Below are 22227 nucleotides of genomic sequence, written 5' to 3'. Positions count from 1 at the left end.
CGTGCTGTCACGCATCTTCATCGATCGGCCCATCTTCGCATGGGTCATCGCCATCGTCATCATGCTGCTGGGCATCGGCGGCATATTGACGCTGCCGGTGGAGCAATATCCCGATATCGCGCCGCCCTCGGTCAACATCCGCGCCACCTATCCGGGCGCGTCGGCCGAAACGATCGAATCCAGCGTCACCCAGGTGATCGAGCAGCAGCTCACCGGCATCGACGGGCTGATCTACTTCCAGTCCACCTCGAACTCGTCCGGCTCGGTCACGGTCACCGTCACCTTCCAGAAGGGCACGGACCCGGACATCGCCCAGGTCCAGGTGCAGAACAAGGTGCAGCAGGCGCTGCCCCGCCTGCCCCAGCAGGTCCAGCAGCAGGGCCTGGTCGTCACGAAATCCAACGCGGATTTCCTGATGGTGGTGTCGATCTACGACGAGACGGATCGGATGACGAGCGCCGACGTCAGCGACTATCTCGTCTCCAACCTGCAGGATCCGATCGGCCGCCTCGCGGGCGTCGGCGACGTCAATGTGTTCGGATCGCAATATGCGATGCGGATCTGGCTCGATCCCTTCAAGCTTTCCGCGGTCCAGCTCATGCCGGCGGACGTGATCGCGGCGATCCAGGCGCAGAACACGCAGGTCGCCGCCGGCCAGATCGGCGGCCAGCCCTCGCCCGACAGCCAGATGCTGAACGCGATCGTCACGGCGCGGTCCCGCCTCACCACGGCGGATCAGTTCCGCGACATCATCGTCAAGACGCAGACGGACGGCTCCAAGGTGCTGCTGCGCGATGTCGCGCGGGTGGAGCTGGGCAGCGAAAGCTACAACAATGTCAGCCGGCTCAACGGCCATCCCGGCGCCGGCATCGCCATCCAGCTCGCGCCGGGGGCGGACGCGCTCAAGACGGCGAAGCTGGTGCGCAGCTATGTCGACGGCCACGCCTCCGCTTTCCCGCAGGGGCTGCGCTACGCCTATCCCAACGACAGCACCGCCTTCATCAAGCTTTCGGTGGAAGACGTCATCAAGACGCTGATCGAGGCGATCATCCTCGTCGTCCTGGTGATGTTCGTCTTCCTCCAGAGCTGGCGGGCGACGCTGATCCCGGCCATCGCCGTGCCGGTGGTGCTGCTCGGCACCTTCGGCGTGCTCGCGGCCTTCGGCTTCTCGATCAACACGCTCACCTTGTTCGGCATGGTGCTGGCGATCGGCCTGCTCGTCGACGACGCGATCGTCGTGGTCGAGAATGTCGAGCGCGTGATGGAGGAGGAGCCGGACATCTCCCCCCGCGACGCCACGATCAAGTCGATGTCGGAAATCAACATCGCGCTGATCGCGATCGCGCTGGTGCTGTCGGCGGTGTTCCTGCCGATGGCCTTCTTCGGCGGGTCCACCGGCGTCATCTACAAGCAGTTCTCGATCACCATCGTCTCCTCGATGGTGCTTTCGGTGGTGGTGGCCCTCATCCTCTCGCCCGCGCTGGCGGCCACCCTGCTCAAGCGGCCGGATCACGCGGCCCGGCGCGGCGGCCCCTGGATCGTCCAGCGCGCGCACCATTATGGCGATCGCTTCAACGCCTGGTTCGCGCGCATGTCCGAAGGCTATCGCGCCCGCGTCGCCCGCCTGTTCGGCCACATGAAGGCGGCGCTCCTCGTCTATGGCGCCATCGTCGTGCTGCTCGTCCTCGTCTTCCTGAAGCTGCCGACCAGCTTCCTGCCCGTGGAGGACCAGGGCATCGCCCAGCTCCAGTTCACCCTGCCGGCGGGCGCCACCCAGGCCCGCACCATCGCGGCGGCCAAGACGATCGAGCGCTATTTCCTGGGGACGGAGGGCAAGAACACCAACGTCGTCTATGCGGTCATCGGCGGCAACCAGGCGGGCACCGGCCAGAATGCCGGGCGCGGCTTCCTGTCGCTGGCGCCGTGGGACGAGCGCAAGGGTTCGGCCAACAGCGCGGAGGCGATCACCCGCCGCGCGACGGCGGAGCTGGGCCGCGAGATGCGCGACGTCCAGTTCTACGCGCTCAACCCGCCCGCCGTGCGCGGCCTCGGCCAGTCGAGCGGCTTCACGCTGGAGCTGCTCAACTCCGGCGGCCTCAGCCGGGAGGAGTTCAAGGCCCGCCGCGATCAGCTCATCGCGGAGGCGTCCGCCGATCCCATCCTCGCCCAGGTCCGCCAGAACAGCCTGGAGGATACGCCCACCTTGTCGGTCCAGATCGATCAGGCGAAGGTCGGCGCGCTCGGCCTCACCCAGGCGGCGGTCGATCAGACGCTGTCGGCCGCGTGGGGCGGCAACTATGTCAACGATTTCGTCGATCGCGGCCGGGTGAAGCGCGTCTATGTCCAGGGCGACGCCCCCTATCGCAGCCGGCCGGAGGATCTCGCCAACTGGTTCGTGCGCGGCGCGTCCGGGCAGATGGCGCCCTTCTCGGCCTTCGCCCATATCGATTGGGGCCGCGCGCCCAACACGCTCACCCGCTTCAACGGCCTCGCTTCCTACGAGATTCAGGGCCAGTCGGCGCCGGGCAAGAGCTCGGGCGACGCGATGGCGCGCATCGCCGAGCTTGCGGGCCAGCTTCCCGGCGTCTCCATCGCCTGGGCGGGCCTGTCCTATCAGGAACAGATTTCGGGCGGGCAGGCGCCCTATCTCTACGGCCTGTCGCTGCTCGTCGTGTTCCTCTGCCTCGCGGCGCTTTACGAAAGCTGGTCCATCCCCTTCGCGGTGATGCTGGTGATGCCGCTCGGCCTGATCGGCGCGACCCTGGCGGTGCTGGCGCGCGGGCTGGAAAACGACATCTATTTCCAGGTCGGCCTGCTCACCACCATGGGGCTTTCGGCCAAGAACGCCATCCTGATCGTGGAATTCGCCGAGCAGGCGGAACGGCAGGGCCGCACGGCGGTGGAAGCCGCGCTGGAGGCCGCCCGCATCCGCCTGCGCCCGATCCTGATGACCAGCCTCGCCTTCATCTTCGGCGTGCTGCCGCTCGCCATCTCCACCGGCGCCGGCGCCAAGAGCCGGGTGGCGATCGGCACGGCGGTGATGGGCGGGATGATCACCGCCACGGTGCTGGCGATCTTCTTCGTGCCGCTCTTCTTCGTCCTCGTCCGCAGGCTGTTCCGCAAGGGCCATGCGGAAAAGCCGGACGGCCCGGCATCCGGCGGCGCCGCGGAGGCGCTGGCATGATCCGCCGCCTCCCGCCCGCCCTCCCCGCCCTGGCCTTTCCCGCCCTGGCTCTCTCCGCCCTGGCTCTCCTCGCCGGCTGCACCATGGCGCCGGATATGCCGCGCCCCGCGCCCGCCATCCCGCAAGGCTGGCCGGCGGGCGACGCCTATCTCCGCCAGAGCGAGGCCGGCCTGCCCTCCGTCACCTATCGCGATGTCTTCCGCGATCCGAAGCTGCAGGCGATCATCGACCGGGCGATCGCCAACAATCAGGATCTGCGCGCCGCCCTCGCCAACGTCGCCTCCGCGCGCGCGCAATATCGCGTGGCGCATGCCGGCATCTTTCCGGGGATCGACGCCAGCGGGCGGATCTCGGTCAATCACGGCGCGAACGGCGGCGGCTCGCTCAACGGCGGCGCAAGCGGCGGCGGCGGCGATACCAACACCTCCTACAGCCTCGAAGGCGGCGTCACCGCGTTCGAGGTCGATCTGTTCGGCCGGCTGCAAAGCCTGAGCAACGCCGCCTTCGACGAATATCTGGGGACGGAGGCCGCGCTTCGCGCCGCCCGCCTCACGCTCGTGGCCGAAGTCGCCAACCTCTATCTCCAGCTCGCCGCCGATCGCACGCTGCTCGCCATCGCCCGCGATACGGAGGCGAGCGCGCTGCGCAGCGTGGAGCTTACCCGCGCCCGCCTCCAGGGCGGCATCGCCCCGCGCACCGATCTCCGCCAGGCGGAAACGATCCTCGCCCAGGCCCGGTCGGATGCGGCGCAGCTCACCACCGCGATCGCCCAGGATCGCAATGCGCTGGAGCTGCTCGTCGGCGCCCCCGTGGCGGACGATCTCCTTCCCGCCGCGCTCGACGGCACGGAGGACCAGCTTGCCGAGCTTCCGCCCGGCCTCGATTCCGGCATCCTGCTGCGCCGCCCCGATGTGGTGCAGGCCGAATATCGCCTCTACGCCGCCAATGCCCGGATCGGCGCGGCGCGCGCGGCCTTCTTCCCGCGCATCTCGCTGACGGCGCTGGCCGGCCTCGCCAGCACCGCGCTTGCCGATCTCTTCACCGGCGATGCCTTCACCTGGAGCGTGCAGCCCTCCGCCACCCTGCCGATCTTCGACTGGGGGGCCAATGCCGGCAACCTCGCCGATGCCAGGGCGCAGCGCGATCTGGCGCTGGCCAATTACCAGAAGGCGATCCAGACGGCCTTCCGCGAGGTGGCGGACGCGCTGGCCCGGCGCGGCACGATCGACAGCCAGCTCGGCTCCGATCGCGCGCTGGAGGAAGCCGCCCGCGACAGCCTCTATCTCGGGACGGAGCGGTATCGCGGCGGCATCGATTCCTATCTCAACCTGCTCGATGCCCAGCGCACCCTCTATTCCGCCCGCCGCACCCTCGCGGCGACGCGGCTGGCGCGCGCGCAGAACCTCGTCGCCCTCTATCAGACGCTGGGCGGCGACGAGCTGATGGAACAGCCCCCAAGCCCCCGCCCGCCCCTCCCGCGCGCGGCCGATTGACGGCGCCCCCCCGGAAATCTACGGAACCACCTGTTGCCCCGGTAGCTCAGCAGGACAGAGCAACGGTTTCCTAAACCGCAGGTCGGGAGTTCGAGTCTCTCCCGGGGCACCACCACCGCCGTGGCTCTACGCCACGGTACGCCAGAACCGCCTTTGCATCGCCGTGTCTACACTGGCCTGACCAATCAATAGCGTAGGCGCGGCGACATATTGCGATAGGAAGTTCGAGTCCGTTCTGGTGAATGGCCGGATCGCGCCTATTTTGTTTCAATCCATGCTCAGATCGCTGCCCTCGAAAACGATCATTCGCGCCACCGAATTCCCTATGGACAATTTTCTGGCGGAGGATTGGGCGGTACTGGTTTAACTGACACGATCGTCTTTTTCGTGAGATTATATGCCGTCACTATTTGAGAACGCGATTGCGTCGATCCGTATGGGTGTCGAAGATTTTCGACAGCAGGACCATGATCGCGATATTTCGGCTGTACGCAATTTCTATGCTGGCCTGCTGCTTCTTGCGAAGGAAGCCCTGATTCGGGCTGCGCCGAACGCGGACCCCCAGCACATCATTGGAGCTAAACTCAAACCTGTGCCGGACGGCCAGGGGGGCATTGAGTTGTCACAGGTCGGACATTCGACGATCGATTTCCAGCAGATCGGCGAACGAGCCAAAGATTTCGGCGTAGCTCTGGATCACAAGGCACTCAAAGCACTCAATACGATCCGCAACGATATGGAGCATCACTACACCTCGGAATCGGCAACGGCCATCCGTTCAGCAATCAGCAAAGGGTTTCCCGTTGCCGCGTCGTTGTTCCGGCAAATGGACGAAAATCCTGTAACCTTGCTGGGCGAAGCATGGACAACCATGCTGGAGACCAAAGAATTATACGATCAAGAACTCAGGGAAGCGCGCGCGACCTTAGAAAAGATTGAATGGCATTCACCTTCGATCATCCCCGAGGTCATCAAATGCGGAAATTGTCAATCCGAGTTGGTCGAGCAGATTGAACCGGATAATGGGAGCCAGGACTGCGCGGAACTACGCTGCAAGACTTGCGGGCAGGACGTTGAGATGGCCGACGCGATCGAGCGGGCGATCGAAAAAGTCCATGGGACCGAAGCCTATATCCGCTACAAGGATGCGTTTGAGGATGGCCCCATATACACTTGCCCCGCTTGTGGACGGGCTACGCTGATCGAAGGCGAAGACAGTTGCGCGAATTGCAGCGAAGCGCTGGACTATACCGACGAGTGCATTCGTTGTGGAGAGGGCATCAGTATCCAGGATTATCTGGATGGACTGGATGAAGGGTTGTGCTCCTACTGTGCGCACATGCGAGAGAAGATCATGCGAGATGACTAATTAATTGCTCCGGTGAGCCTTTCACGCCGCTTGGAGCCAGATATGCCAAAGAGCAATTGGGTCAGGGACGTTATCGGGAGGCGACAAGTGTCTATAAGTAAAATTCCGTCTATGTTGTGAGCATCCGCCCTGGCGCGCATAATTGGTGATCGAGTTTGGGTTCATTCCGACTAAGTCCGCGAATCCGCGCACGGTGAGCCCGGCCCGCGCCAACTCAATCAGAAAGTCCGCATATGACATGGTTCCACTGAACCACACATTGTTTAATGTGTATTAGCACATAGATTAATGTGGGCAATAGCTTTTACGCCTCTGACCTTCCCGCTCCAGCGCCATTTGCTCTGAGCAGGATATCCGCTTTCGACAATGTTCACAGAGCAAGACCGATCGGCTCACGGCCGAGACTACATCATAACGCCTTGAAGGCGACAGAAAGCGGCGCGATGCGTTGAAATGCGGTCCTAGCGTAGCACAAGCGGCAACTCATATTCATCGCTTTCATCCTGCTTGGGGCACCACGATCCTGAAAGCACGGCGGTTCATGAGAGGGCCCGCTTCAAGCCGTGGGCACGGTGCCGCCATCGATGACATATTCCGCGCCGGTGATCGCGCCCGCTTTCGGCGATGCCAGAAACGCGATCAGGTCCGCCACTTCCCTGGGCCTGGCCGGGCGACCGAGCGGGATGCCGCCAAGCGCGTTCATGATGATGCGCTTGCCGCCTTCATAATCGGTTCCGGCGTCAGCCGCGAGGCGCTCGGCCAGCGCCACGGCGGCGTCCGTCTCCACCCAGCCGGGAGAAACCTGGACGACGCGGATGCCCTTGGGCGCCACCTCCTTCGACAGGCTCTTGCTGTAGGTCGCAAGCGCCGCCTTGGCGGCGGCATAAGCGGTGGTCGATTCCGGCAGGGGAAGCACATGCTGGATCGACGTGACGTGGATGATGACGCCAGACCCTTGCGCGATCATGGCGGGCAGCAGCGCCCGGTCGATGCGGACCGCGGGCATGAGGTTGAGATCGAGTTCCCTTGCCCACGCCGCGTCGCTGAGCGCCGCAAAGCCGCCCGGCGGCGCGCTCGACCCGCCCAGCGTGTTGACGATGATGTCGATCCCGCCAAGCGCGTCGAGCGTGGCCCGCGCGGCGACAGCACAGCCTTCCGCACTCGTCAGGTCCGCCGCCGCATAATGGACGCCCGCCGAGGATGGGCCGGGCACGGTTCGCGCGGTCGCGACCACGCGCCCCCCGGCCTCCTGCAACGCCTCCACCACCGACGCCCCGATCCCCTTGGTGCCCCCGGTGACAAGCGCCCGCGCGCCCGCCAACTGAAGGTCGAAGCTCATGGGATGATCTCCAGCGAGGCGATCTTGTCGCCCTGCAAGCGGAAGAAGAATCGCAGGTCGACGGGGCTGCCGGGAAAATCGCCGGCAAGATGGCAGGTGACGACCGTCCTGCCGTCGCTCTCGTCCATGGCGACGGGTTCGCTCGTATAGGCGTATCTGGCCGATGCGTCCGCCTTCCAGGCGGCGATGGCCGGTCGGCCGCCATGCGTCCGGCCCTCGTCCTGCACGACGGCGTCCTCGGTGAAGCAGCGCGCAACCGCTTCGCCGTCCGCTCGATCGGCGGCAAAATAGGCGGCAATGGGTCGAGGTAGATTAATCGGCATAGCGCTTCCTCGGCAGTGCATGGCGCGGTCGAACGCCATGCTGATTGATCGAGCGCGAGAGTGAGGTTACGCTTTGTGAATGGCAAGAACACACGAAAAAGTAGGGAACTTACCTGAAGGTAAGAATAGCCATTTGACGCCGGTTTCGGCAGCAAGCGGGGTGGAGGAGGTGCTGCGGATACTGGAGGGACGCTGGAAGCTGGTGATCCTGTTCCATCTGTTCGGCGGCAGGATATTGCGCTTCTCCGATCTTGAGCGGGCGATTCCCGCCATCTCGCAGAAGATGCTGATCCAGCAGCTTCGCCAGATGGAAAAGGACGGCGTCGTGCGCCGGATCGTCCACCATCAGGTGCCGCCCAAGGTCGAATATTGCCTCACGGACTGGGGGCAGGCGCTTTGCCCCGCCCTCGATGCCCTGCTGACCTGGGCCGGTCAGCGTCCGCCAGCGGCGGAACGGGAATGAAGACGCCCATCTGAATCCCGTCGAACGACGATCAACCCGTCCTCATCCCCGTCATCCCGGCGCGCGCCGGATACCGCGCGACGGATCAGCCACGCCCGCCGGCCGCCTCCAGGATCAGGCCCGCGATTTCGGCGGGGTGGGACAGGAGCGAGACATGGCTCGATCGCAGCTCGATCGTCCTGGCCCCCATGCGGCCGGCCATGAAGCGCTGGAGATCGGGGTCGATCGTGCGATCCTCGGTGGAGACCGCATAATAGCTCGGCTTGCCGCGCCAGGCGGCATTGGCGGTGCGCCCGGCGAGCAATTCCCTGCGGAAGGGCTGCTGCACGGCGAGGAGGACCTTCGCCTTCGCCGCGGGCAGGTCTCCCGCGAAGTCGCGCAGGAAGGCTTCGTCGCCCAGCCGCCCCTCGTCGCCGTCGTAGATGATGCCCGCGCTGGCCGGGGCCGCCGGGAATTTCGCGGCCAGCGCCCCATAATCCTCGCCGGCATCGGGCGCCCGCGCCGCGACATAGACCAGCGCGGAGACGTTGGGATGCACGCCCGCCTCGGTGACGATCATCCCCGCGAAGCTGTGGCCGGCGAGCACGGTCGGCCCGGTCTGCCTGTCCAGCACGCGGCGGGCGGCGGCGACGGCTTCGGGCAATGTGGTGAGCGGGTTCTGGACGGAAACGACATTGAGCCCCCGCGCCTGCAGCAGCGGGATCACTTCCGACCAGGACGATCCGTCGGCGAACAGGCCGTGCACCAGCACGACGTTGCGGGCCTTCGCGCCGCCGGCCGTCTCGGCCGCCCCGCGCGCCTCGGTCATGGCGCCGGCCATGGCCGCGCTTCCCACGGCGAGGGCTGCCGCCCCCACGAATGTGCGCCGGTCGATGGTCATGCGGCCATGCCCTCCAGCTCGGTCAACTGCTCCGGCCCGGCGATGCCGCCCCGTCAGCCCGCCGCCGCCGGCGCGCCCGCGGGATCGAACATCTCGCGCATCCGCATGCTATACCGGTCCTCGCCCGCCGACCAGCGCAGGCCGGCGAGCATCCGGGTATCGGCCCCGGCGGGAAAGCGGAGCCGGCGATGCTCCGCCGTCGCGGCGGCGAAGATCGCCTCGGCCACCTCCGCCTCGGTGCAGTAAGGCGTGGGATAATCGGCCATCTTCGCGAAGCATGCCTGGGCGAAGGCGGCATAGTCCGGGGGGATCAGCCCCGCCATGCGCGGTCCGCCATTGGCGGTGAAGCGAGTGGTCGGCGCATAGCCCGGCTCCACCAGCCGCGCCTCGATGCCGAAGGGGTGCAGCTCATAGGCCAGCGATTCGGTGAACCCCTCCACGGCGCATTTGCTGCCGGCATAGACGGCCACCAGCGGCATCGGTCCGATCGCCGCGCTCGACGTCACGTTGACGATCACGCCATGCCCCTGCCGCCGCATCGCGGGGATGATGGCGCGGCACATGGCGAAGACGCCGAAGCTGTTGGTCTCGAAGATTTCCCGGATCACGGCGTCGGGCGTCGCCTCGACGGCGGAAGCCAGGCCGATCCCGGCATTGTTCACCAGCACGTCGATCGATCCGGCCCAGTCCAGGCCGGCCGCGATGGCGCCCGCGATGCTGTCCGCGTCGGTCACGTCCAGCGGCAGCACCTTCAGCCGATCGCCGGCATCCGCGAAGATGGCGGGATCGGGGCGGCGCATCGTGGCGATCACCTTCCACCCGCGTGCCCGGAAATGATCGGCGGCGGCCTTGCCATAGCCGGATGAGGTGCCGGTGATGAAAACGGTCCTGCTCATATCGCCTCCCTGGGCTTCGCTGTCGCGGCCGGGGTTAGACGGGCGGGCGGGGACGATCCATAATCCATGATCCGATATTATTTACGGATCGTCCCGATGGACCCGTTGAGCACCGTCATCGCCCTGCTGCGGCCCCATGCCGCTTTGTCCAAGCCGATCACCGCGCGCGGCGACTGGGGCGTGCGCTACGCCGCTTATGGCATGCCCGGCTTCGCGATGGTGGTCGAGGGCGGCTGCTGGCTGACATTGGCGGCGGGCGATCCGGTGCGGCTGGAGGCGGGGGATTTCGTGCTGCTGCCCGTGACGCCGGCCTTCGATATGGCGAGCCGGCCGGGCATGGCCTGCGTGCCGGTGGAACCGTCCGGGCAGGCGCTGCGCCACGGCGATCCCGATGGCGCGCCCGATTTCCGCATGCTGGGCGGCAGCTTCCGGGTCGATCCCGCCAATGCGGCGCTGGTATCCGCGCTCCTGCCCGGCATGATCCATGTCCGCTCCGCCCTGCACGACACGACCGGCCTCTCCCGCGTGCTCGGCCTGATCCTGGAGGAGACCGCCGGCGATCGTCCCGGCGCGGGGATGATCCTGGAACGGCTGCTGGAGGTGATGCTGATCGCGGCGCTCCGCCACCACGGCATCGACGGCGGAAGCCGGGCCACCGGCCTGCTCGGCGGCATGCGCGATCCCGGCGTGGCGAAGGCGCTGCAGGCGCTCCACGCCAATGTCGGCGATCGCTGGACGGTGGCCCGCCTGGCCGCCATCGCCTGCATGTCGCGCTCGGCATTCGCCGCGCGCTTCACGCAGACGGTGGGATGCGCGCCGATCGAATATCTGGCGCGCTGGCGGATGGCGCTGGCGAAGGATGCGCTCAGCCGGGGCGGGATCTCGCTCGATCGGCTGGCGGAGGAGATCGGCTATGAATCGGCCAGCGCCTTCAGCACCGCGTTCCGCCGCCACGCCGGCTGCCCGCCGGGCGGCTTCGCGCGTTCCCGCCGTTCCGCGCGGGGCCGCCCGGCCGCCGCGCGCATTCCCTCCTAGCGCGGCATATCGTTCAGGATATAGCCGGTGACGGAGGTGTGGACCGGCGCCCAGCCCAGCTCCGCCCGCGCCTTGTCCGCGCGGACGCGGCTGTTGGAGCCGAGGCCGAATACCGCCAGCTCGCGGCCCCAGCGGGCGATCGCCGCCTCGGGCGCCCAGTCCTGCGACGGGCCGATGCCCAGCGCCGCGCCGATCGCGTCGGTGATCTCCCTGAACGAGGCCTCGCCATTCTCGACGAAGTAGAAGCTGCCGGCCGGCGCCTTTTCCAGCGCCAGCACATAAAGATCGGCCATGTCCGCGATATGCACGTTGGACCAGCGGTTTAGCCCGCGGCCGACATGGCGCGCCACGCCGCTTTCCCTGGCCTCGGCCACCAGCGGCGGGATCTGCACGCTCTGCGCCCGCGGGCCCAGATGGTTGCCGTAGATCAGGCTGTTGCACAGCACGATCGAATGGACGCCCGGCGCCGCATCCTCGATCAGCCGGTTGATCGCGATCCGCGCCACCTTGTCGGGCGCGGGCGTCACCGGCGTCTCCTCGGTGAAGATCGCGTCCGAAGGCTCGCCCACCGCCTCGTCGCCCACCAGGCTGGTGCCGCTGGTGTGGATGAAGCGCTTGCCCGATCCGGCCAGCCCCGCCAGCAGCGCCTCCACCGCGCCGCGATGGTCGCTGCTGGCGGCGTTGATCACCGCATCGGCGGCGCGCGCCTCGGCCGTCAGCAGGGCGCCGTCGTCCAGCGTGCCGATCACCGGCTCGATGCCGTGGGCGCGGAGCTCGTCGGCGCGGGCGGCGTTGCGGATCAGCCCGCGCACATTATGGCCGAGGCCCGCCAGCCGGGCCGCCACCGATCCGCCGATATAACCGCTCGCGCCGGTCACGAAGATGTTCATGGAAATGCCTCCTTCGAAATCCCCCGTGAAATGGGCCTGTGATCGCATCTTGAAAATCGGCCGGGCCGGCACATGATCTGGGAAGCGGATTCACAGATGGAAGGTCGAGGCGGGTGGACAATCGGGCCGGCGAGATGCTCGTCTTCGTGCGCGTGGCGGAAACCGGCAGTTTTTCCGAGGCCGCCCGGCAATTGCGGATGACGCCGTCCACCGTCAGCAAGCTCGTCGGCCGTATCGAGCAGCGGCTGGGCGTGCGCCTCGTCGAACGCTCGACGCGCAGGCTGGCCCTCACCGATGAAGGCCGCACCTATCATGAACGCAGCCTCGCGCTGCTCGCCGATCTGGATGATCTGGAACAGGGGCTGGCGCAAGGGTCGCCCCGCATCAGCGGCACGGTTCGCGTCAATGCCTCGGTGGCGCTGGGCGTGCATGTCCTCGAACCCCTGCTGCCCGCCTTCTGGCAGGCCCATCCGGACGTGCAGGTCGATCTGTCGCTGTCCGACGACGTCGTCGATCTTTATCTGGAACGGACGGACGTGGCCTTCCGGATCGGCGCGCTCGCCTCGTCCAGCCTGGTCGCGGTGCGCATCGGCGCCACGCGGCGGCACATCGTCGCGGCCCCCGATTATCTGGCACGGCACGGCACGCCGCGGGGCATGGAGGATCTGGAAGGGCATAATTGCCTGGGCTTCAACTTCCGCCGCTCGGCCCCGGTCTGGCCGTTCCGCCAGGCGGGCCGGGTCGTCGATCGCGTGGTCCGGGGCGGGCTGCTCGCCAATAATGGCGAAACCGTGCGGCGCATGGCGATCGCCGGGGTCGGCCTCGCCCGGCTCGGCCATTTCCATGTGGCGGAGGATATCGCGGCCGGCCGGCTGGTGACGGTGCTCGACGATGCCGGCGGCGGCGATGTGGAGGAAATCAACGCGCTGCACCTCGGCACCCAGCGCATTCCGGGGCGGATCAGGGCCTTCCTCGATTTCGTGGTGCCGCGCATGCGGGCCGCGATCGGCAATGGCGGATAGCCCCGCGCCGCATCCGGCGCGCGGCGAGCGCGGGGAGCGCGGGGACATGGAGCCCGCGCCTGCCCGATCCGTGCCCCCGCCGGACGGCATTGACGCTTCCCCCTCCCCGCCATATGAGCGCCTCTATTGCGAGTCGTTATCGATATCATTAAAGGGGGTTGCATGGGTTCGGCCAAGGGACGCTCCGGCGCATTTCCGTTCGGCGGCTCCGCCACGGCACTGGCGCTCGTCATCGGCCTCGCCACGGCGCCGGCCCGCGCGGAGGACGCCGCCAGCGCGCCCGTCGATCCCGCCGACATCATCGTCACCGGCGCCCAGTATCAATCGCCGATCGGCACCAAGACGGATACGCCGCTGATCGATACGCCGCAGGCGATCACGGTGGTTTCGGCCGAACGCTTCCTCGAAATGGGCGCGCTCAACCTGCAGGATACGCTGCGCTACACCGCCGGCGTCCGCACCGAAGCCTATGGCCTCGATACGCGCGGCGACTATGGCTTCGTGCGCGGCACCGAACCGGGCGTCTATCAGGATGGCATGCGCCGCTCCTTCGGCTATCGCCAGGGTTCGCGGCAGGAAATCTTCACGCTCTCCAGCGTGGAGGTGCTGCGCGGCCCCTCCTCCATGCTCTACGGCCAGGCGCCGATCGGCGGCCTCGTCAACACCACGTCGAAGCGCCCGCAATTCGATTTCGGCGGCGAGGGCTTCGTCTCCTACGGCACCTTCGATCGCAAGGAAGCCGGCATCGACGTCACCGGCCCGCTCTTGGGCGATCAGCTCGCCGCCCGGCTCGTCGCCGTCTGGCGCGACGCCGATTCCCAGACCGATCATGCCAGGGAAAAGCGCTGGACGATCAACCCCTCGCTCACCTGGCGGATGGGATCGGATACGGAGCTTACCCTGATCGGCCTGGTGCAGGACGACAATAATGGCTGGACCGGCCAGTTCCTGCCCTATGTCTCCACGCTGTTCGGCAAGGATCATCCGCTCGGCCCGCTGCCGTGGAGCCGCAACCTCGGCGAACCGTCGGTCGACAAGGTCGATTACAACACCGAATGGGTGTCGGCGCAGTTCAGCCACAGGTTCAGCGAAGCCCTGCAATTCCGGCAGAACGCCCGCTACGAATGGTTCAAGTCCAGCCAGATCCTGCATTATGCCGATATCTACGGCGGCAGCCCGGCGGCGCCCTATCTCGATCCGGCCGATCCCTATCTGAACGCCGTGTTCCCGGAATATGCCGCGCTCGGCCCCAACCGCGTGCTCAACCGCTACGCCTTCGGGGAGGTCTTCCATTCCAGGACGCTGACCACCGACAGCCAGCTCCAGGCCGATTTCGCCACCGGCCCCCTCACCCACAAGCTGCTCGTCGGCTTCGATTACGCGCATTACAAGACGCGCGAGCGCGATGCCTTCGCCATGTCGAACAACGGCTTCGACGAGGATGGCAATCCCATCCCGCCCGGCACCACGCCGATCGACGCCTATAACCCGGTCTATGGCAATGTCATGCCGCTGACCTTCTACGATGTTCCGGATACCAAGCAGGAACAGACCGGCTTCTACGTGCAGGATCAGATCAAGGCGTTCGACAAGGCCACCCTGCTCGTCGGCCTGCGCTACGATCGCGCGACCAACGATACCGAGGGCGCCGAACGCTTCGTCGACCATGCGTGGACGACGCGCATCGCCTTCCTCTACGAAATCGCGCCCGGCGTGGTGCCCTATGTCAGCTATACGGAATCGTTCCAGCCGATCGCCGGCGCCGATTTCTACGGCCAGCCTTATGATCCCACGCGCGGCCGGCAATATGAGATCGGCGTGAAGTGGCAGCCCGATCCCGCCACCTTCGTCACCGTCACCGCCTATGACATGAAGGATAGCGGCCGGCTGGTGAACGATCCGTCCAATCCCAACAACCAGATCCAGGCCGGCAAGGTGAGGACCAAGGGCTTCGAGGTCGAAGCCTCGCGCAGCATCGCGAACGATCTCGATATCATCGCCTCCTACAGCTACACCCGCGCCAGGGACAGCAATCTCAGCGATCAGATCGATGCCGGCGTCGGCCTTTCGACCAATCAGCTCGAAAGCATTCCGAAGCATCTCGCCTCGATCTGGGCGATGAAGCATGTCGCCGTCACCGACGAGGCGAAGCTGCGCATCGGCGCGGGCCTGCGCTATGTCAGCGACAGCTATTCGCCCACCTATGACGTGAATTTCGTGCCTTATACGCTCGTCACGCCCGATTATCTGGCCGCCGATGCGATGATCGGGCTGGATTATGGCGCGTGGCGCCTGTCGCTCAACGCCACCAACCTCACCGACAAGAAATATTACACCACCTGCCTCGGCCGGGGCGATTGCTTCCTCGGCCTGCGGCGGACGGTGAATTTCAGCGTCGGCTACCGGTTCTGATCGGGCGATGAAGCCGCCGCTCACCCTCCGCTACCGCCTCGGCGTCGCATCGCGGACGGTGGCGGCGGCCGTCGGCGGCTATGCGCTCGCCGCCGCCGTCGCGATGGCGTTCGCCCGCGCGCTGCCGATGGCGCGGGCCGAAGCCTCGACCGTCGCCACCATCGTCGCGCTGCTGGTGATGCCGGCCGCGGCGATCTGGGCCTTCGCCGTCGGCAGCGCCGCGCGCGCCTGGGCCGGCATCGTCGCGGTCGCGGGGCTCGCCGCCGCGATCGCCTGGGCGCTCGGCCCCCATCCATGAAGCGGGCGCATCCATGAAAACCGGTTTCCGCCAATCCATGGCATGGCTCCACGGCTGGGCCGGGCTGGTGCTCGGCTGGCTGCTCTTCGCCATGGTGCTCACCGGCACCGCCACCGTCTTCCGCTCCGAAATCGGCGATTGGATGCGGCCGGAGGTCACGGCCGCGCCCGATCAGGTGAAGGCCACCGCCGCCGCCATCCGCTATCTGGAAAAGGCGGCGCCCAACGCGCCGGCCTGGTATCTCACCGCCCCGGACGATCGCCAGTCCACCATCGAGGCGAGCTATGCCGACGGCGACGATTATCGCTTCGCGGCACTCGATCCCAATAGCGGCCGGCCGGACGGCATCCGCGAGACGCTGGGCGGCGAATTCTTCTACCGCTTCCATTTCGAGCTGCAGCTTCCCTATCCGTGGGGCCGCATCCTCGCGTCCGCCGCCGGCATGCTGATGCTGGTGGCGCTGATATCGGGCATCATCACCCACCGCCGCATCTTCGCCGATTTCTTCACCCTGCGGACGGGCAAGGGCAAGCGGTCCTGGCTGGATGCGCATAACGTGCTGGGCGTGCTCGCCATGCCCTTCCACCTGATGATCACCTTCACCGGCGTCCTCACCCTCGTCACCCTCACCATGCCCTGGGGCCTCGTCGCCAATTACGGCAAGGATACGACGACGATGTTCGCGGAAGTCGCGCCCGGCTATTTCGAGCGCGAACGCAGCGGCCACCCCGCCCCGCTCGGCGATGTCGAGGCGATTCTCGCCGATGCCCGCCGCCGCTTCGATGGCGGGCGGATCGGCAATGTCGCGGTGGAAAATCCCGGCGATGCGGCGGCCGTGATCCAGGTGCTGCGCGACGATGCCGATCAGCTCGGCTATTCGGCCGGCAAGCTCGCTTATGACGGCGTCACCGGCCGGCTGCTCGCCGCTTATGCGGAGGATCGCCCCGCGAAGAAGACGTTCGACGTGCTCTACGGCCTCCACATGGGCCGCTTCGCCCCCTGGGTCAGCCGCTGGCTCTATTTCCTCTGCGGGCTGGCGCTGTCCGCCACCATCGCCAGCGGGCTGGTGCTGTGGACGGTCAGCCGCCCGGAAGGCCGGGGCTTCGGCCACCATCTCGTCGCCCGCCTCACCGTCGGCACCGTCGCCGGCCTGCCGATCGCCATGGCCGCCTTCTTCTGGGCGAACCGGCTGGCGCCCGTGGGCCTCGCCGATCGTCCCGGCATCGAGGTCCGGGCCTTCTTCCTCTGCTGGGCGGCGGCGATGCTGTTCGCCCTCGCCCGCGCGCCCCGGCGCGGCTGGGCGGAGCTGACGGCGATGATGGGCCTCGGCTGGCTGCTGCTGCCGCTGGTCTCCGCGCTCACCACCGCGCGCGGGCTTCCCGCCAGCCTGATCCATGGCGACTGGCTGTTCGCCGGCTTCGATCTCGTCGCGCTCGCCATCGGCTGCGGCGCGCTGATGACCGCGCTCCACCTCCACCGGCGCCAGCCCGCCGCCCCGCGCCGCCGCCGGCCGGCGCTGGCGTGACGCGGGGGCTTTCATGACGATGGCCTCCGCCCTGCTGCTGCTCGCGGCCTATGCCGCGCTCAGCCTCGCCATGCGCCGCCATGCCGCGCAGGCCGTGCCCGACGGCCGGCTCGTCCGCCACGAAGCCCCGCTCCGCATCGCCGGCTGGACCTTCCTCGCCGCCTCGCTCGCGCTCCGCCTCGCCGCGCCGGGCTGGCGGGCGGGCATGGTCGAATGGGTCGGCCTCAACGCCGCCGCCGCCGCGATCGTCGTGCTGGCCCTGCTCTATCGCCCGCGCTGGCTGCCGGCGATGGGGCTTGCCGCCCTCCCGCTGGCCCTGCTGGCGCTGATCGTCTGATCTGGCGCCATCGGGCGCGCGCGCTCACAACAGATCGAAATCGATCGGCCTGGTCCGGTCCAGCGCATTGTCCGCCGCCGGCATCGGATATTTCAGGCCGGTGGCGCAGTTGAACAGCACCGCCCTGTCCTCCGCCCCGATCAGCCCTTCCGCCAGCGCCCGGCGATAGGCGGCCAGGGTCGCGCCGCCTTCGGGGCAGAGCAGCAGGCCGTCCTTGCGGGCGGCATCGTCCACGGCGCGGGCGATCTCCGCGTCGCTCACCGCCAGCGCCCTGCCGCCGCTCTCGCGCACCGCGGCCAGGATCAGGAAGTCGCCCACCGCGCGCGGCACGCGGATGCCGGCGGCGATGGTGTGGGCGTTCTCCCAGCGTTCGGCATGGTTCACGCCGTCGTCGAACGCCTTCACGATCGGCGCGCAGCCGTCGGCCTGCACCGCGAACATCTTCGGCCGTTCGGGCCCGATCCAGCCCAGCGCCTCCAGCTCGGCAAAGGCCTTCCACATGCCGATCAGGCCGGTGCCGCCGCCGGTGGGGTAGAAGATCGCCCTGGGCAGCCGCCAGCCGAGCTGCGCCGCCAGCTCCAGCCCCATCGTCTTCTTGCCCTCGATGCGATAGGGCTCCTTCAGGGTGGAGAAATCGAACCAGCGCCCCTGCTTGGCCCCTTCGGCGACGATCGCGCCGCAATCGTCGATCAGGCCGTTCACCCGCCACACCCGCGCGCCCTGCATCGCGATCTCGCGCACGTTGATCTCGGGCGTGTCCTCCGGGCAGAACACGATCGTCTCGATGCCGCAGCGGGTGGCATAGGCGGCCAGCGCGGCGCCGGCATTGCCGTTGGTGGGCATGGCGATCCGCGTCACGCCCAGCGCCCTGGCCATGGCGACGGCCATCACCAGCCCGCGCGCCTTGAAGGAACCGGTGGGCAGCCGCCCCTCGTCCTTCACGATCACATTGGCGCCGCCGGCCTCGGGGATCGGCACCAGCGGCGTCTCGATCTCGCCCAGGCTGACGATGTCGGCGGTGTTCCGCACCGGCAGCAGCTCGCGCCAGCGCCACAGGTCGGTCGGCCGCGCCGCGATCCCCTCGCGCGTCACCGCCTTGCCCGCCGCCTCCAGATCGTATCGCACCAGCAGCGGCCGGCCGGCGGCGGAAAGCCCGTGCAGCCGGTCCGCCTCATAACGCTCGCCGGTCAGCGAACATTCCAGATGGGTCACGAAGGTCGGCCGATCGGCCGTCAGGTTGGCGGAAACCATCCGGCTCGCGGTCAGATCGGCGGTCATGGGAATCTCCGGCGGAAACAAGGCGATGGAAGGGGCTCAATGGGCCTTTGCGGTGGTTTTGGAAAGTGGGCGCGGGCGGGGCGCCGATCACGCTTCCCGAAAGGGCCTATGCCGGCCCTTCGACGGAGGCGAGCGGATCGTCCTCCTGCGGCGCGCCCTCCAGCATCCCTTCGCGGCGGGATACGATCAGCGGCACCAGCGCCTGCCCGGCCACGTTCACGGCGGTGCGGCCCATGTCCAGGATCGGGTCGATCGCCAGCAGCAGGCCGATCCCTTCCAGCGGCAGGCCGAGGGTGGAAAGGGTGAGCGTCAGCATCACCACCGCGCCGGTCATGCCCGCGGTCGCCGCCGATCCGATCACCGAAACGAAGGCGATCAGCAGATAATCGGACGGCCCCAGGGCGATGCCGTAGAATTGGGCGATGAACAGGCTGGCCACCGCCGGATAGATGGCGGCGCACCCGTCCATCTTGGTGGTGGCGCCCAGCGGCACGGCGAAGGCGGCGTAAGGGCGCGGCACGCCCAGCCGCTCGGTCACCGCCTCCGTCACCGGCAGGGTGCCTATCGAGGATCGCGATACGAAGCCCAGCTGGATCGCCGGCCAGGCGGTGCGGAAGAAGTGCGCCGGGCTCAGCCCGTTCAGCGCCAGCAGCGCGGGATAGACGCCCAGCAGCACGATCGCGAGGCCCAGATAGATCGCCCCGGCGAAGGCGCCGAGCTGGGCCAGCGTCGTCCAGCCATATTGGGCGACGGCGGTGCCCAGCAGGCCGATGGTGCCGATCGGCGTCAGCCGGATCACCCAGCTCAATATCCGCCGGGTGATCGCCAGCAGCGAACGGATGAAGGCCAGGAAGGGCGCCGCCGCCTCGCCGGATCGCAGGGCGGCGATGCCGATCACGATCGATATCACCACGATCTGCAGCGTGTTGATGGAAAGGCTGGTGCTGGCGCCGCCATTCTCCAGCTTGGTGGCCACCGTCAGCCCCAATATGTTGGCGGGCACCAGTCCTTTCAGGAAATCCAGCCAGCTCGCGCTCGATGCCGCATGGGCGGCGGCCGTCACCCCTTCGGCATGGGCGTGCGCGCCGGGCTGCAATATCGTCCCCAGCGCCAGGCCGATGGAAACCGCGATCAGCGCGGTCAGCGCGAACCACAGCAAGGTCTGGCCGGCCAGCCGCGCGGCATTCTTCATCTCGCCGAAATTGGCGATGCTGGCGACGATCGCGGTGAAGATCAGCGGCGGCACCAGCACCTTCAGCAGCTGGACGAAGATGCTGCCGATCGTCGCCAGCGTCTGCGCCAGCGCATTGGGCACGCCGTCGGGCGATCCGATCGCGCGCGCGATCAGGCCCAGCAGGACGCCGATCGCCATCGAAGCCAGCACCTGGGTGCCGAAGCTGGGGCGGAAACGGGCGCGGGTGGGTTGGGGCATGAAACTCATCAGATTCCGATTATTCGACGATAGCAAGCTCGGGCGCGGCGGGCAGCACCTCGGCGCCGGGCGGCACGTCGCGGGTCAGCCACACATGGCCGCCGATCACCGCGCCCCGGCCGATGGTCACGCGGCCCAATATGGTGGCGCCGGCGTGGATCACCACCTCGTCCTCCACGATGGGATGGCGCGGCTCGCCGCGCGCGGCGCCGGTCGCGTCGATCGACAGGCCGATCGCGCCCAGCGTCACCCCCTGATACAGGCGCACGCCTTCGCCGATCACCGCCGTCTCGCCGATCACCACGCCGGTGCCGTGGTCGATGAAGAAGCGCGCGCCGATCCGCGCGCCGGGATGGATGTCGATGCCGGTGCGCGAATGGGCGATCTCGGTGATGATCCGCGCCACCAGCGGTGCGCCCAGCTCGTGCAGGCGGTGCGCCAGCCGGTAATGGATCACGGCGGTGATGCTGGGATAGCAGATCAGCACCTCGTCCACGCTGCGCGCGGCGGGATCGCCCTGCCAGGCGGCCTGCACGTCGCTGTCCAGCAGCGCGCGCAATCCGGGCAGCGCGGTGGCGAAGCCGCGCAGGATCGCCTGCACCCGCGCCTCGATCGCGTCGTCCGCCGCATCCCGCTGGTGATAGCGCAGCTCCAGCCGCACCTGCGCCGCCAGCTGCAGCAGCGTCGTCTCCAGCGTCGCCTCGATGAAGGCGTCCTCGTTCGCCGGGTTCAGCTCCGGCGGCCCCAGCCGCAGCGGGAACAGCAGCGCGCTCAGCGGCGCCAGGATGCGGCTGATCGCCTGCCGCTGGGGAAAGCCGTGGCCGCCATGCTCGGCATGCCGCTCATGCGCCGCCCGCCAGCGCAGCCGCTGCGCGCGCAGGCCGGCGATGATGGGGCCAAGCTCCCGGCTGGGATCGAAGGGTTCGATGGCGGTCTGGGTCATCGGCGGCGGCTCCTCATGGATCGCCACCCCTGTCCGCTCCCGATGGCCGGGATCAAGACAACAATTTCTATTGATACGATAGAAAAACTGTCCGGCGCACCCGCATTCCGACCAGCCCGAAGCCGAGGATCATCATCGCCCAGGTTGCCGGCTCCGGTATCGCCGCGGGCAGGCCGTAACTGCCATCGGCGCGCCGCACGATCCGTCCGCTTTCCGAAGTCAGCACCGCACCGGGATCGATGCTGATCCCCAGCAGCCGGGCGCTGTGGAACGCATCCACGCTCTCGCCCTGGGCTAGGTCGCCGACGAAGAAATAGCCCGCCAGCCAGAAATCTTCATCCGATCCGATCGTGAAATCCAGCGTGTAGGTGGCGCTGGCCGAAAAGGGATCGCAGCCATCCTCCCCATCGTCACCGTCGCACAAGGATGCCACGCTCAAAAGGCCGCCCGGCACGGCGGTGGCCTGCCCCCGCAGCACCGCGCTGCCCAGGCTGGTGGTGAAGCTTATCGGCCCGTCTTCCTCGCCTTGCCCGATATCGAGGAAGCGCCCTGGCGCGGCCAGGAAATAGGCATTGCCGAAGGTGCTGCTAGGATTGGCCACGTCGCAGCAGGGGCCGACATAGCTTCCCTCGAAGGAAAAGCTGATGCTCAGCGTCACCGGGCCGCCGTCGGCCGCCCGCACCGAAAGATTGTCCGCCCAGAAGGACAATGCCGAAATCACGCTGCCGCTGTCGGCAAAGGGAAGGCCGGTGGAATTGGCGACCTGAAGCCGGTTTATCCCGATCTCGCTGGCGGCCCGGCCGGCAAGGAACACGCCCCCTTCGCCCGCCGCGTCGATCGCCACGGCTTCGGCGCCGGCGGTGGATGTGCTCGCCAGCCCATTGCCCTCCAGCGTGCCGTCCAGCCACGCCAGGGTCGTGCTTGCCCGCGTCGCCGGCGCCGTCATTCCCGCCACCATCGCTACCGCCAGAAGGAAAGCCGCCCCTTTTATCCGCGAACCACCGCGCGCGCGCAGGCAAGGTGATGATTGGCGATGGCCGGGCATGGCAGGCTCCCTGTCGAACGCCCCCATTGCATTATGCCTGTCCACGTCCGCCCGGCCCAGCAC

Annotated in this window: 19 protein-coding genes and 1 tRNA gene; 11 read left to right on the top strand and 9 right to left on the bottom strand. The window is 67.7% G+C overall.

The window, feature by feature from the left end:
* Window position 1 precedes the first annotated feature (1 nt).
* The 4 genes from G432_RS13535 (at window position 2) to G432_RS13520 (ending at window position 6046) form a co-directional block, all read left to right on the top strand.
* Window positions 2–3184, top strand: coding sequence for an efflux RND transporter permease subunit (locus tag G432_RS13535; RefSeq protein ID WP_015459381.1), 3183 nt, complete (start codon window positions 2–4; stop codon window positions 3182–3184).
* Window positions 3181–4677 carry an efflux transporter outer membrane subunit gene (locus G432_RS13530; RefSeq protein WP_015459380.1) on the top strand — a complete coding sequence of 499 codons (1497 nt, stop codon included), beginning with the start codon at window positions 3181–3183 and terminating at the stop codon, window positions 4675–4677. The genes G432_RS13535 and G432_RS13530 overlap by 4 nt, the downstream gene beginning before the upstream one ends.
* A 35-nt stretch (window positions 4678–4712) precedes the next feature.
* Window positions 4713–4789, top strand: a tRNA-Arg gene (locus G432_RS13525).
* 285 nt (window positions 4790–5074) lie between these two features.
* Window positions 5075–6046 carry a hypothetical protein gene (locus G432_RS13520; RefSeq protein WP_015459379.1) on the top strand — a complete coding sequence of 324 codons (972 nt, stop codon included), beginning with the start codon at window positions 5075–5077 and terminating at the stop codon, window positions 6044–6046.
* 556 nt (window positions 6047–6602) lie between these two features.
* On the opposite strand, the gene G432_RS13515 is transcribed toward G432_RS13520, so the two are convergent.
* Together G432_RS13515 and G432_RS13510 are read right to left on the bottom strand one after the other, a co-directional pair.
* Window positions 6603–7385 carry an SDR family oxidoreductase gene (locus G432_RS13515; RefSeq protein ID WP_015459378.1) on the bottom strand — a complete coding sequence of 261 codons (783 nt, stop codon included), beginning with the start codon at window positions 7383–7385 and terminating at the stop codon, window positions 6603–6605.
* On the bottom strand, window positions 7382–7747 hold the full coding sequence (locus G432_RS13510; RefSeq protein WP_236626779.1) for a nuclear transport factor 2 family protein: 366 nt from the start codon (window positions 7745–7747) through the stop codon (window positions 7382–7384). The genes G432_RS13515 and G432_RS13510 overlap by 4 nt, the downstream gene beginning before the upstream one ends.
* Before the next feature lie 94 nt (window positions 7748–7841).
* On the opposite strand from G432_RS13510, the gene G432_RS13505 reads away from it, so the two are divergent.
* The gene (locus G432_RS13505) at window positions 7842–8171 is read left to right on the top strand and encodes a winged helix-turn-helix transcriptional regulator (protein ID WP_015459376.1); all 330 of its coding nucleotides are present in this window, start codon (window positions 7842–7844) and stop codon (window positions 8169–8171) included.
* 85 nt (window positions 8172–8256) lie between these two features.
* Here the strand turns inward: G432_RS13505 and G432_RS13500 are convergent, their stop codons facing one another.
* Together G432_RS13500 and G432_RS13495 are read right to left on the bottom strand one after the other, a co-directional pair.
* Window positions 8257–9051: an alpha/beta fold hydrolase gene (locus G432_RS13500; protein WP_015459375.1), complete on the bottom strand. Its 795-nt coding sequence runs from the start codon at window positions 9049–9051 to the stop codon at window positions 8257–8259.
* A gap of 53 nt (window positions 9052–9104) precedes the next feature.
* Window positions 9105–9947 (bottom strand): SDR family oxidoreductase, encoded by an 843-nt coding sequence (locus G432_RS13495; RefSeq protein ID WP_015459374.1) that lies wholly within the window; start codon window positions 9945–9947, stop codon window positions 9105–9107.
* A 96-nt stretch (window positions 9948–10043) separates the two neighbouring features.
* Between G432_RS13495 and G432_RS13490 the strand changes: the two genes are divergently transcribed.
* Window positions 10044–10982: an AraC family transcriptional regulator gene (locus G432_RS13490; protein ID WP_015459373.1), complete on the top strand. Its 939-nt coding sequence runs from the start codon at window positions 10044–10046 to the stop codon at window positions 10980–10982.
* On the opposite strand, the gene G432_RS13485 is transcribed toward G432_RS13490, so the two are convergent.
* The gene (locus G432_RS13485) at window positions 10979–11872 is read right to left on the bottom strand and encodes an NAD-dependent epimerase/dehydratase family protein (protein ID WP_015459372.1); all 894 of its coding nucleotides are present in this window, start codon (window positions 11870–11872) and stop codon (window positions 10979–10981) included. The two genes, G432_RS13490 and G432_RS13485, sit on opposite strands and share 4 nt — an antisense overlap.
* A 113-nt stretch (window positions 11873–11985) precedes the next feature.
* On the opposite strand from G432_RS13485, the gene G432_RS13480 reads away from it, so the two are divergent.
* From G432_RS13480 to G432_RS13460, 5 genes are all read left to right on the top strand, one after another.
* Window positions 11986–12894, top strand: a complete 909-nt coding sequence (locus G432_RS13480) for a LysR family transcriptional regulator (protein ID WP_015459371.1) — start codon at window positions 11986–11988, stop codon at window positions 12892–12894.
* Between the two features lie 162 nt (window positions 12895–13056).
* The gene (locus G432_RS13475) at window positions 13057–15306 is read left to right on the top strand and encodes a TonB-dependent siderophore receptor (protein ID WP_015459370.1); all 2250 of its coding nucleotides are present in this window, start codon (window positions 13057–13059) and stop codon (window positions 15304–15306) included.
* Window positions 15307–15313: 7 nt separating this feature from the next.
* Window positions 15314–15604, top strand: a complete 291-nt coding sequence (locus G432_RS13470) for a hypothetical protein (RefSeq protein ID WP_015459369.1) — start codon at window positions 15314–15316, stop codon at window positions 15602–15604.
* A 13-nt stretch (window positions 15605–15617) separates the two neighbouring features.
* On the top strand, window positions 15618–17129 hold the full coding sequence (locus tag G432_RS13465) for a PepSY-associated TM helix domain-containing protein (RefSeq protein WP_015459368.1): 1512 nt from the start codon (window positions 15618–15620) through the stop codon (window positions 17127–17129).
* A 13-nt stretch (window positions 17130–17142) separates the two neighbouring features.
* Complete coding sequence (locus tag G432_RS13460; RefSeq protein WP_015459367.1) at window positions 17143–17466, top strand: DUF3325 domain-containing protein; 324 nt, start codon at window positions 17143–17145, stop codon at window positions 17464–17466.
* 24 nt (window positions 17467–17490) lie between these two features.
* On the opposite strand, the gene G432_RS13455 is transcribed toward G432_RS13460, so the two are convergent.
* The 4 genes from G432_RS13455 to G432_RS24115 all read right to left on the bottom strand — a co-directional run bounded on the left by G432_RS13455 (window position 17491) and on the right by G432_RS24115 (window position 22065).
* Complete coding sequence (locus G432_RS13455; RefSeq protein ID WP_015459366.1) at window positions 17491–18744, bottom strand: threonine synthase; 1254 nt, start codon at window positions 18742–18744, stop codon at window positions 17491–17493.
* 106 nt (window positions 18745–18850) lie between these two features.
* A complete protein-coding gene (locus tag G432_RS13450; RefSeq protein ID WP_015459365.1) occupies window positions 18851–20185 on the bottom strand; it encodes a dicarboxylate/amino acid:cation symporter in 1335 nt (444 codons plus the stop codon).
* Between the two features lie 10 nt (window positions 20186–20195).
* Entirely contained in the window at window positions 20196–21119 is a 924-nt protein-coding gene (gene epsC, locus G432_RS13445) for a serine O-acetyltransferase EpsC (RefSeq protein WP_051128840.1), read from the bottom strand.
* Between the two features lie 67 nt (window positions 21120–21186).
* Complete coding sequence (locus G432_RS24115; protein ID WP_015459363.1) at window positions 21187–22065, bottom strand: PEPxxWA-CTERM sorting domain-containing protein; 879 nt, start codon at window positions 22063–22065, stop codon at window positions 21187–21189.
* Between the last annotated feature and the right edge of the window lie 162 nt (window positions 22066–22227).

This window comes from Sphingomonas sp. MM-1, from assembly GCF_000347675.2.
GTDB lineage: Bacteria > Pseudomonadota > Alphaproteobacteria > Sphingomonadales > Sphingomonadaceae > Sphingomonas_E > Sphingomonas_E fennica.
This window is presented reverse-complemented; position numbering and strand designations above follow the sequence as displayed.

Bases quoted from the DNA above. Each gene is read 5' to 3' on its own strand.
- G432_RS13460 (WP_015459367.1), top strand. From the start codon at position 17,143: ATGACGATGGCCTCCGCCCTGCTGCTGCTCGCGGCCTATGCCGCGCTC.
- G432_RS13470 (WP_015459369.1), top strand. From the start codon at position 15,314: ATGAAGCCGCCGCTCACCCTCCGCTACCGCCTCGGCGTCGCATCGCGG.
- G432_RS13495 (WP_015459374.1), bottom strand. From the start codon at position 9,947: ATGAGCAGGACCGTTTTCATCACCGGCACCTCATCCGGCTATGGCAAG.
- G432_RS13515 (WP_015459378.1), bottom strand. From the start codon at position 7,385: ATGAGCTTCGACCTTCAGTTGGCGGGCGCGCGGGCGCTTGTCACCGGG.
- G432_RS13510 (WP_236626779.1), bottom strand. From the start codon at position 7,747: ATGGCGTTCGACCGCGCCATGCACTGCCGAGGAAGCGCTATGCCGATT.
- epsC (WP_051128840.1), bottom strand. From the start codon at position 21,119: ATGACCCAGACCGCCATCGAACCCTTCGATCCCAGCCGGGAGCTTGGC.
- G432_RS13455 (WP_015459366.1), bottom strand. From the start codon at position 18,744: ATGACCGCCGATCTGACCGCGAGCCGGATGGTTTCCGCCAACCTGACG.
- G432_RS13500 (WP_015459375.1), bottom strand. From the start codon at position 9,051: ATGACCATCGACCGGCGCACATTCGTGGGGGCGGCAGCCCTCGCCGTG.
- G432_RS13465 (WP_015459368.1), top strand. From the start codon at position 15,618: ATGAAAACCGGTTTCCGCCAATCCATGGCATGGCTCCACGGCTGGGCC.
- G432_RS24115 (WP_015459363.1), bottom strand. From the start codon at position 22,065: ATGACGGCGCCGGCGACGCGGGCAAGCACGACCCTGGCGTGGCTGGAC.
- G432_RS13485 (WP_015459372.1), bottom strand. From the start codon at position 11,872: ATGAACATCTTCGTGACCGGCGCGAGCGGTTATATCGGCGGATCGGTG.
- G432_RS13530 (WP_015459380.1), top strand. From the start codon at position 3,181: ATGATCCGCCGCCTCCCGCCCGCCCTCCCCGCCCTGGCCTTTCCCGCC.
- G432_RS13490 (WP_015459373.1), top strand. From the start codon at position 10,044: ATGGACCCGTTGAGCACCGTCATCGCCCTGCTGCGGCCCCATGCCGCT.
- G432_RS13475 (WP_015459370.1), top strand. From the start codon at position 13,057: ATGGGTTCGGCCAAGGGACGCTCCGGCGCATTTCCGTTCGGCGGCTCC.
- G432_RS13450 (WP_015459365.1), bottom strand. From the start codon at position 20,185: ATGAGTTTCATGCCCCAACCCACCCGCGCCCGTTTCCGCCCCAGCTTC.
- G432_RS13520 (WP_015459379.1), top strand. From the start codon at position 5,075: ATGCCGTCACTATTTGAGAACGCGATTGCGTCGATCCGTATGGGTGTC.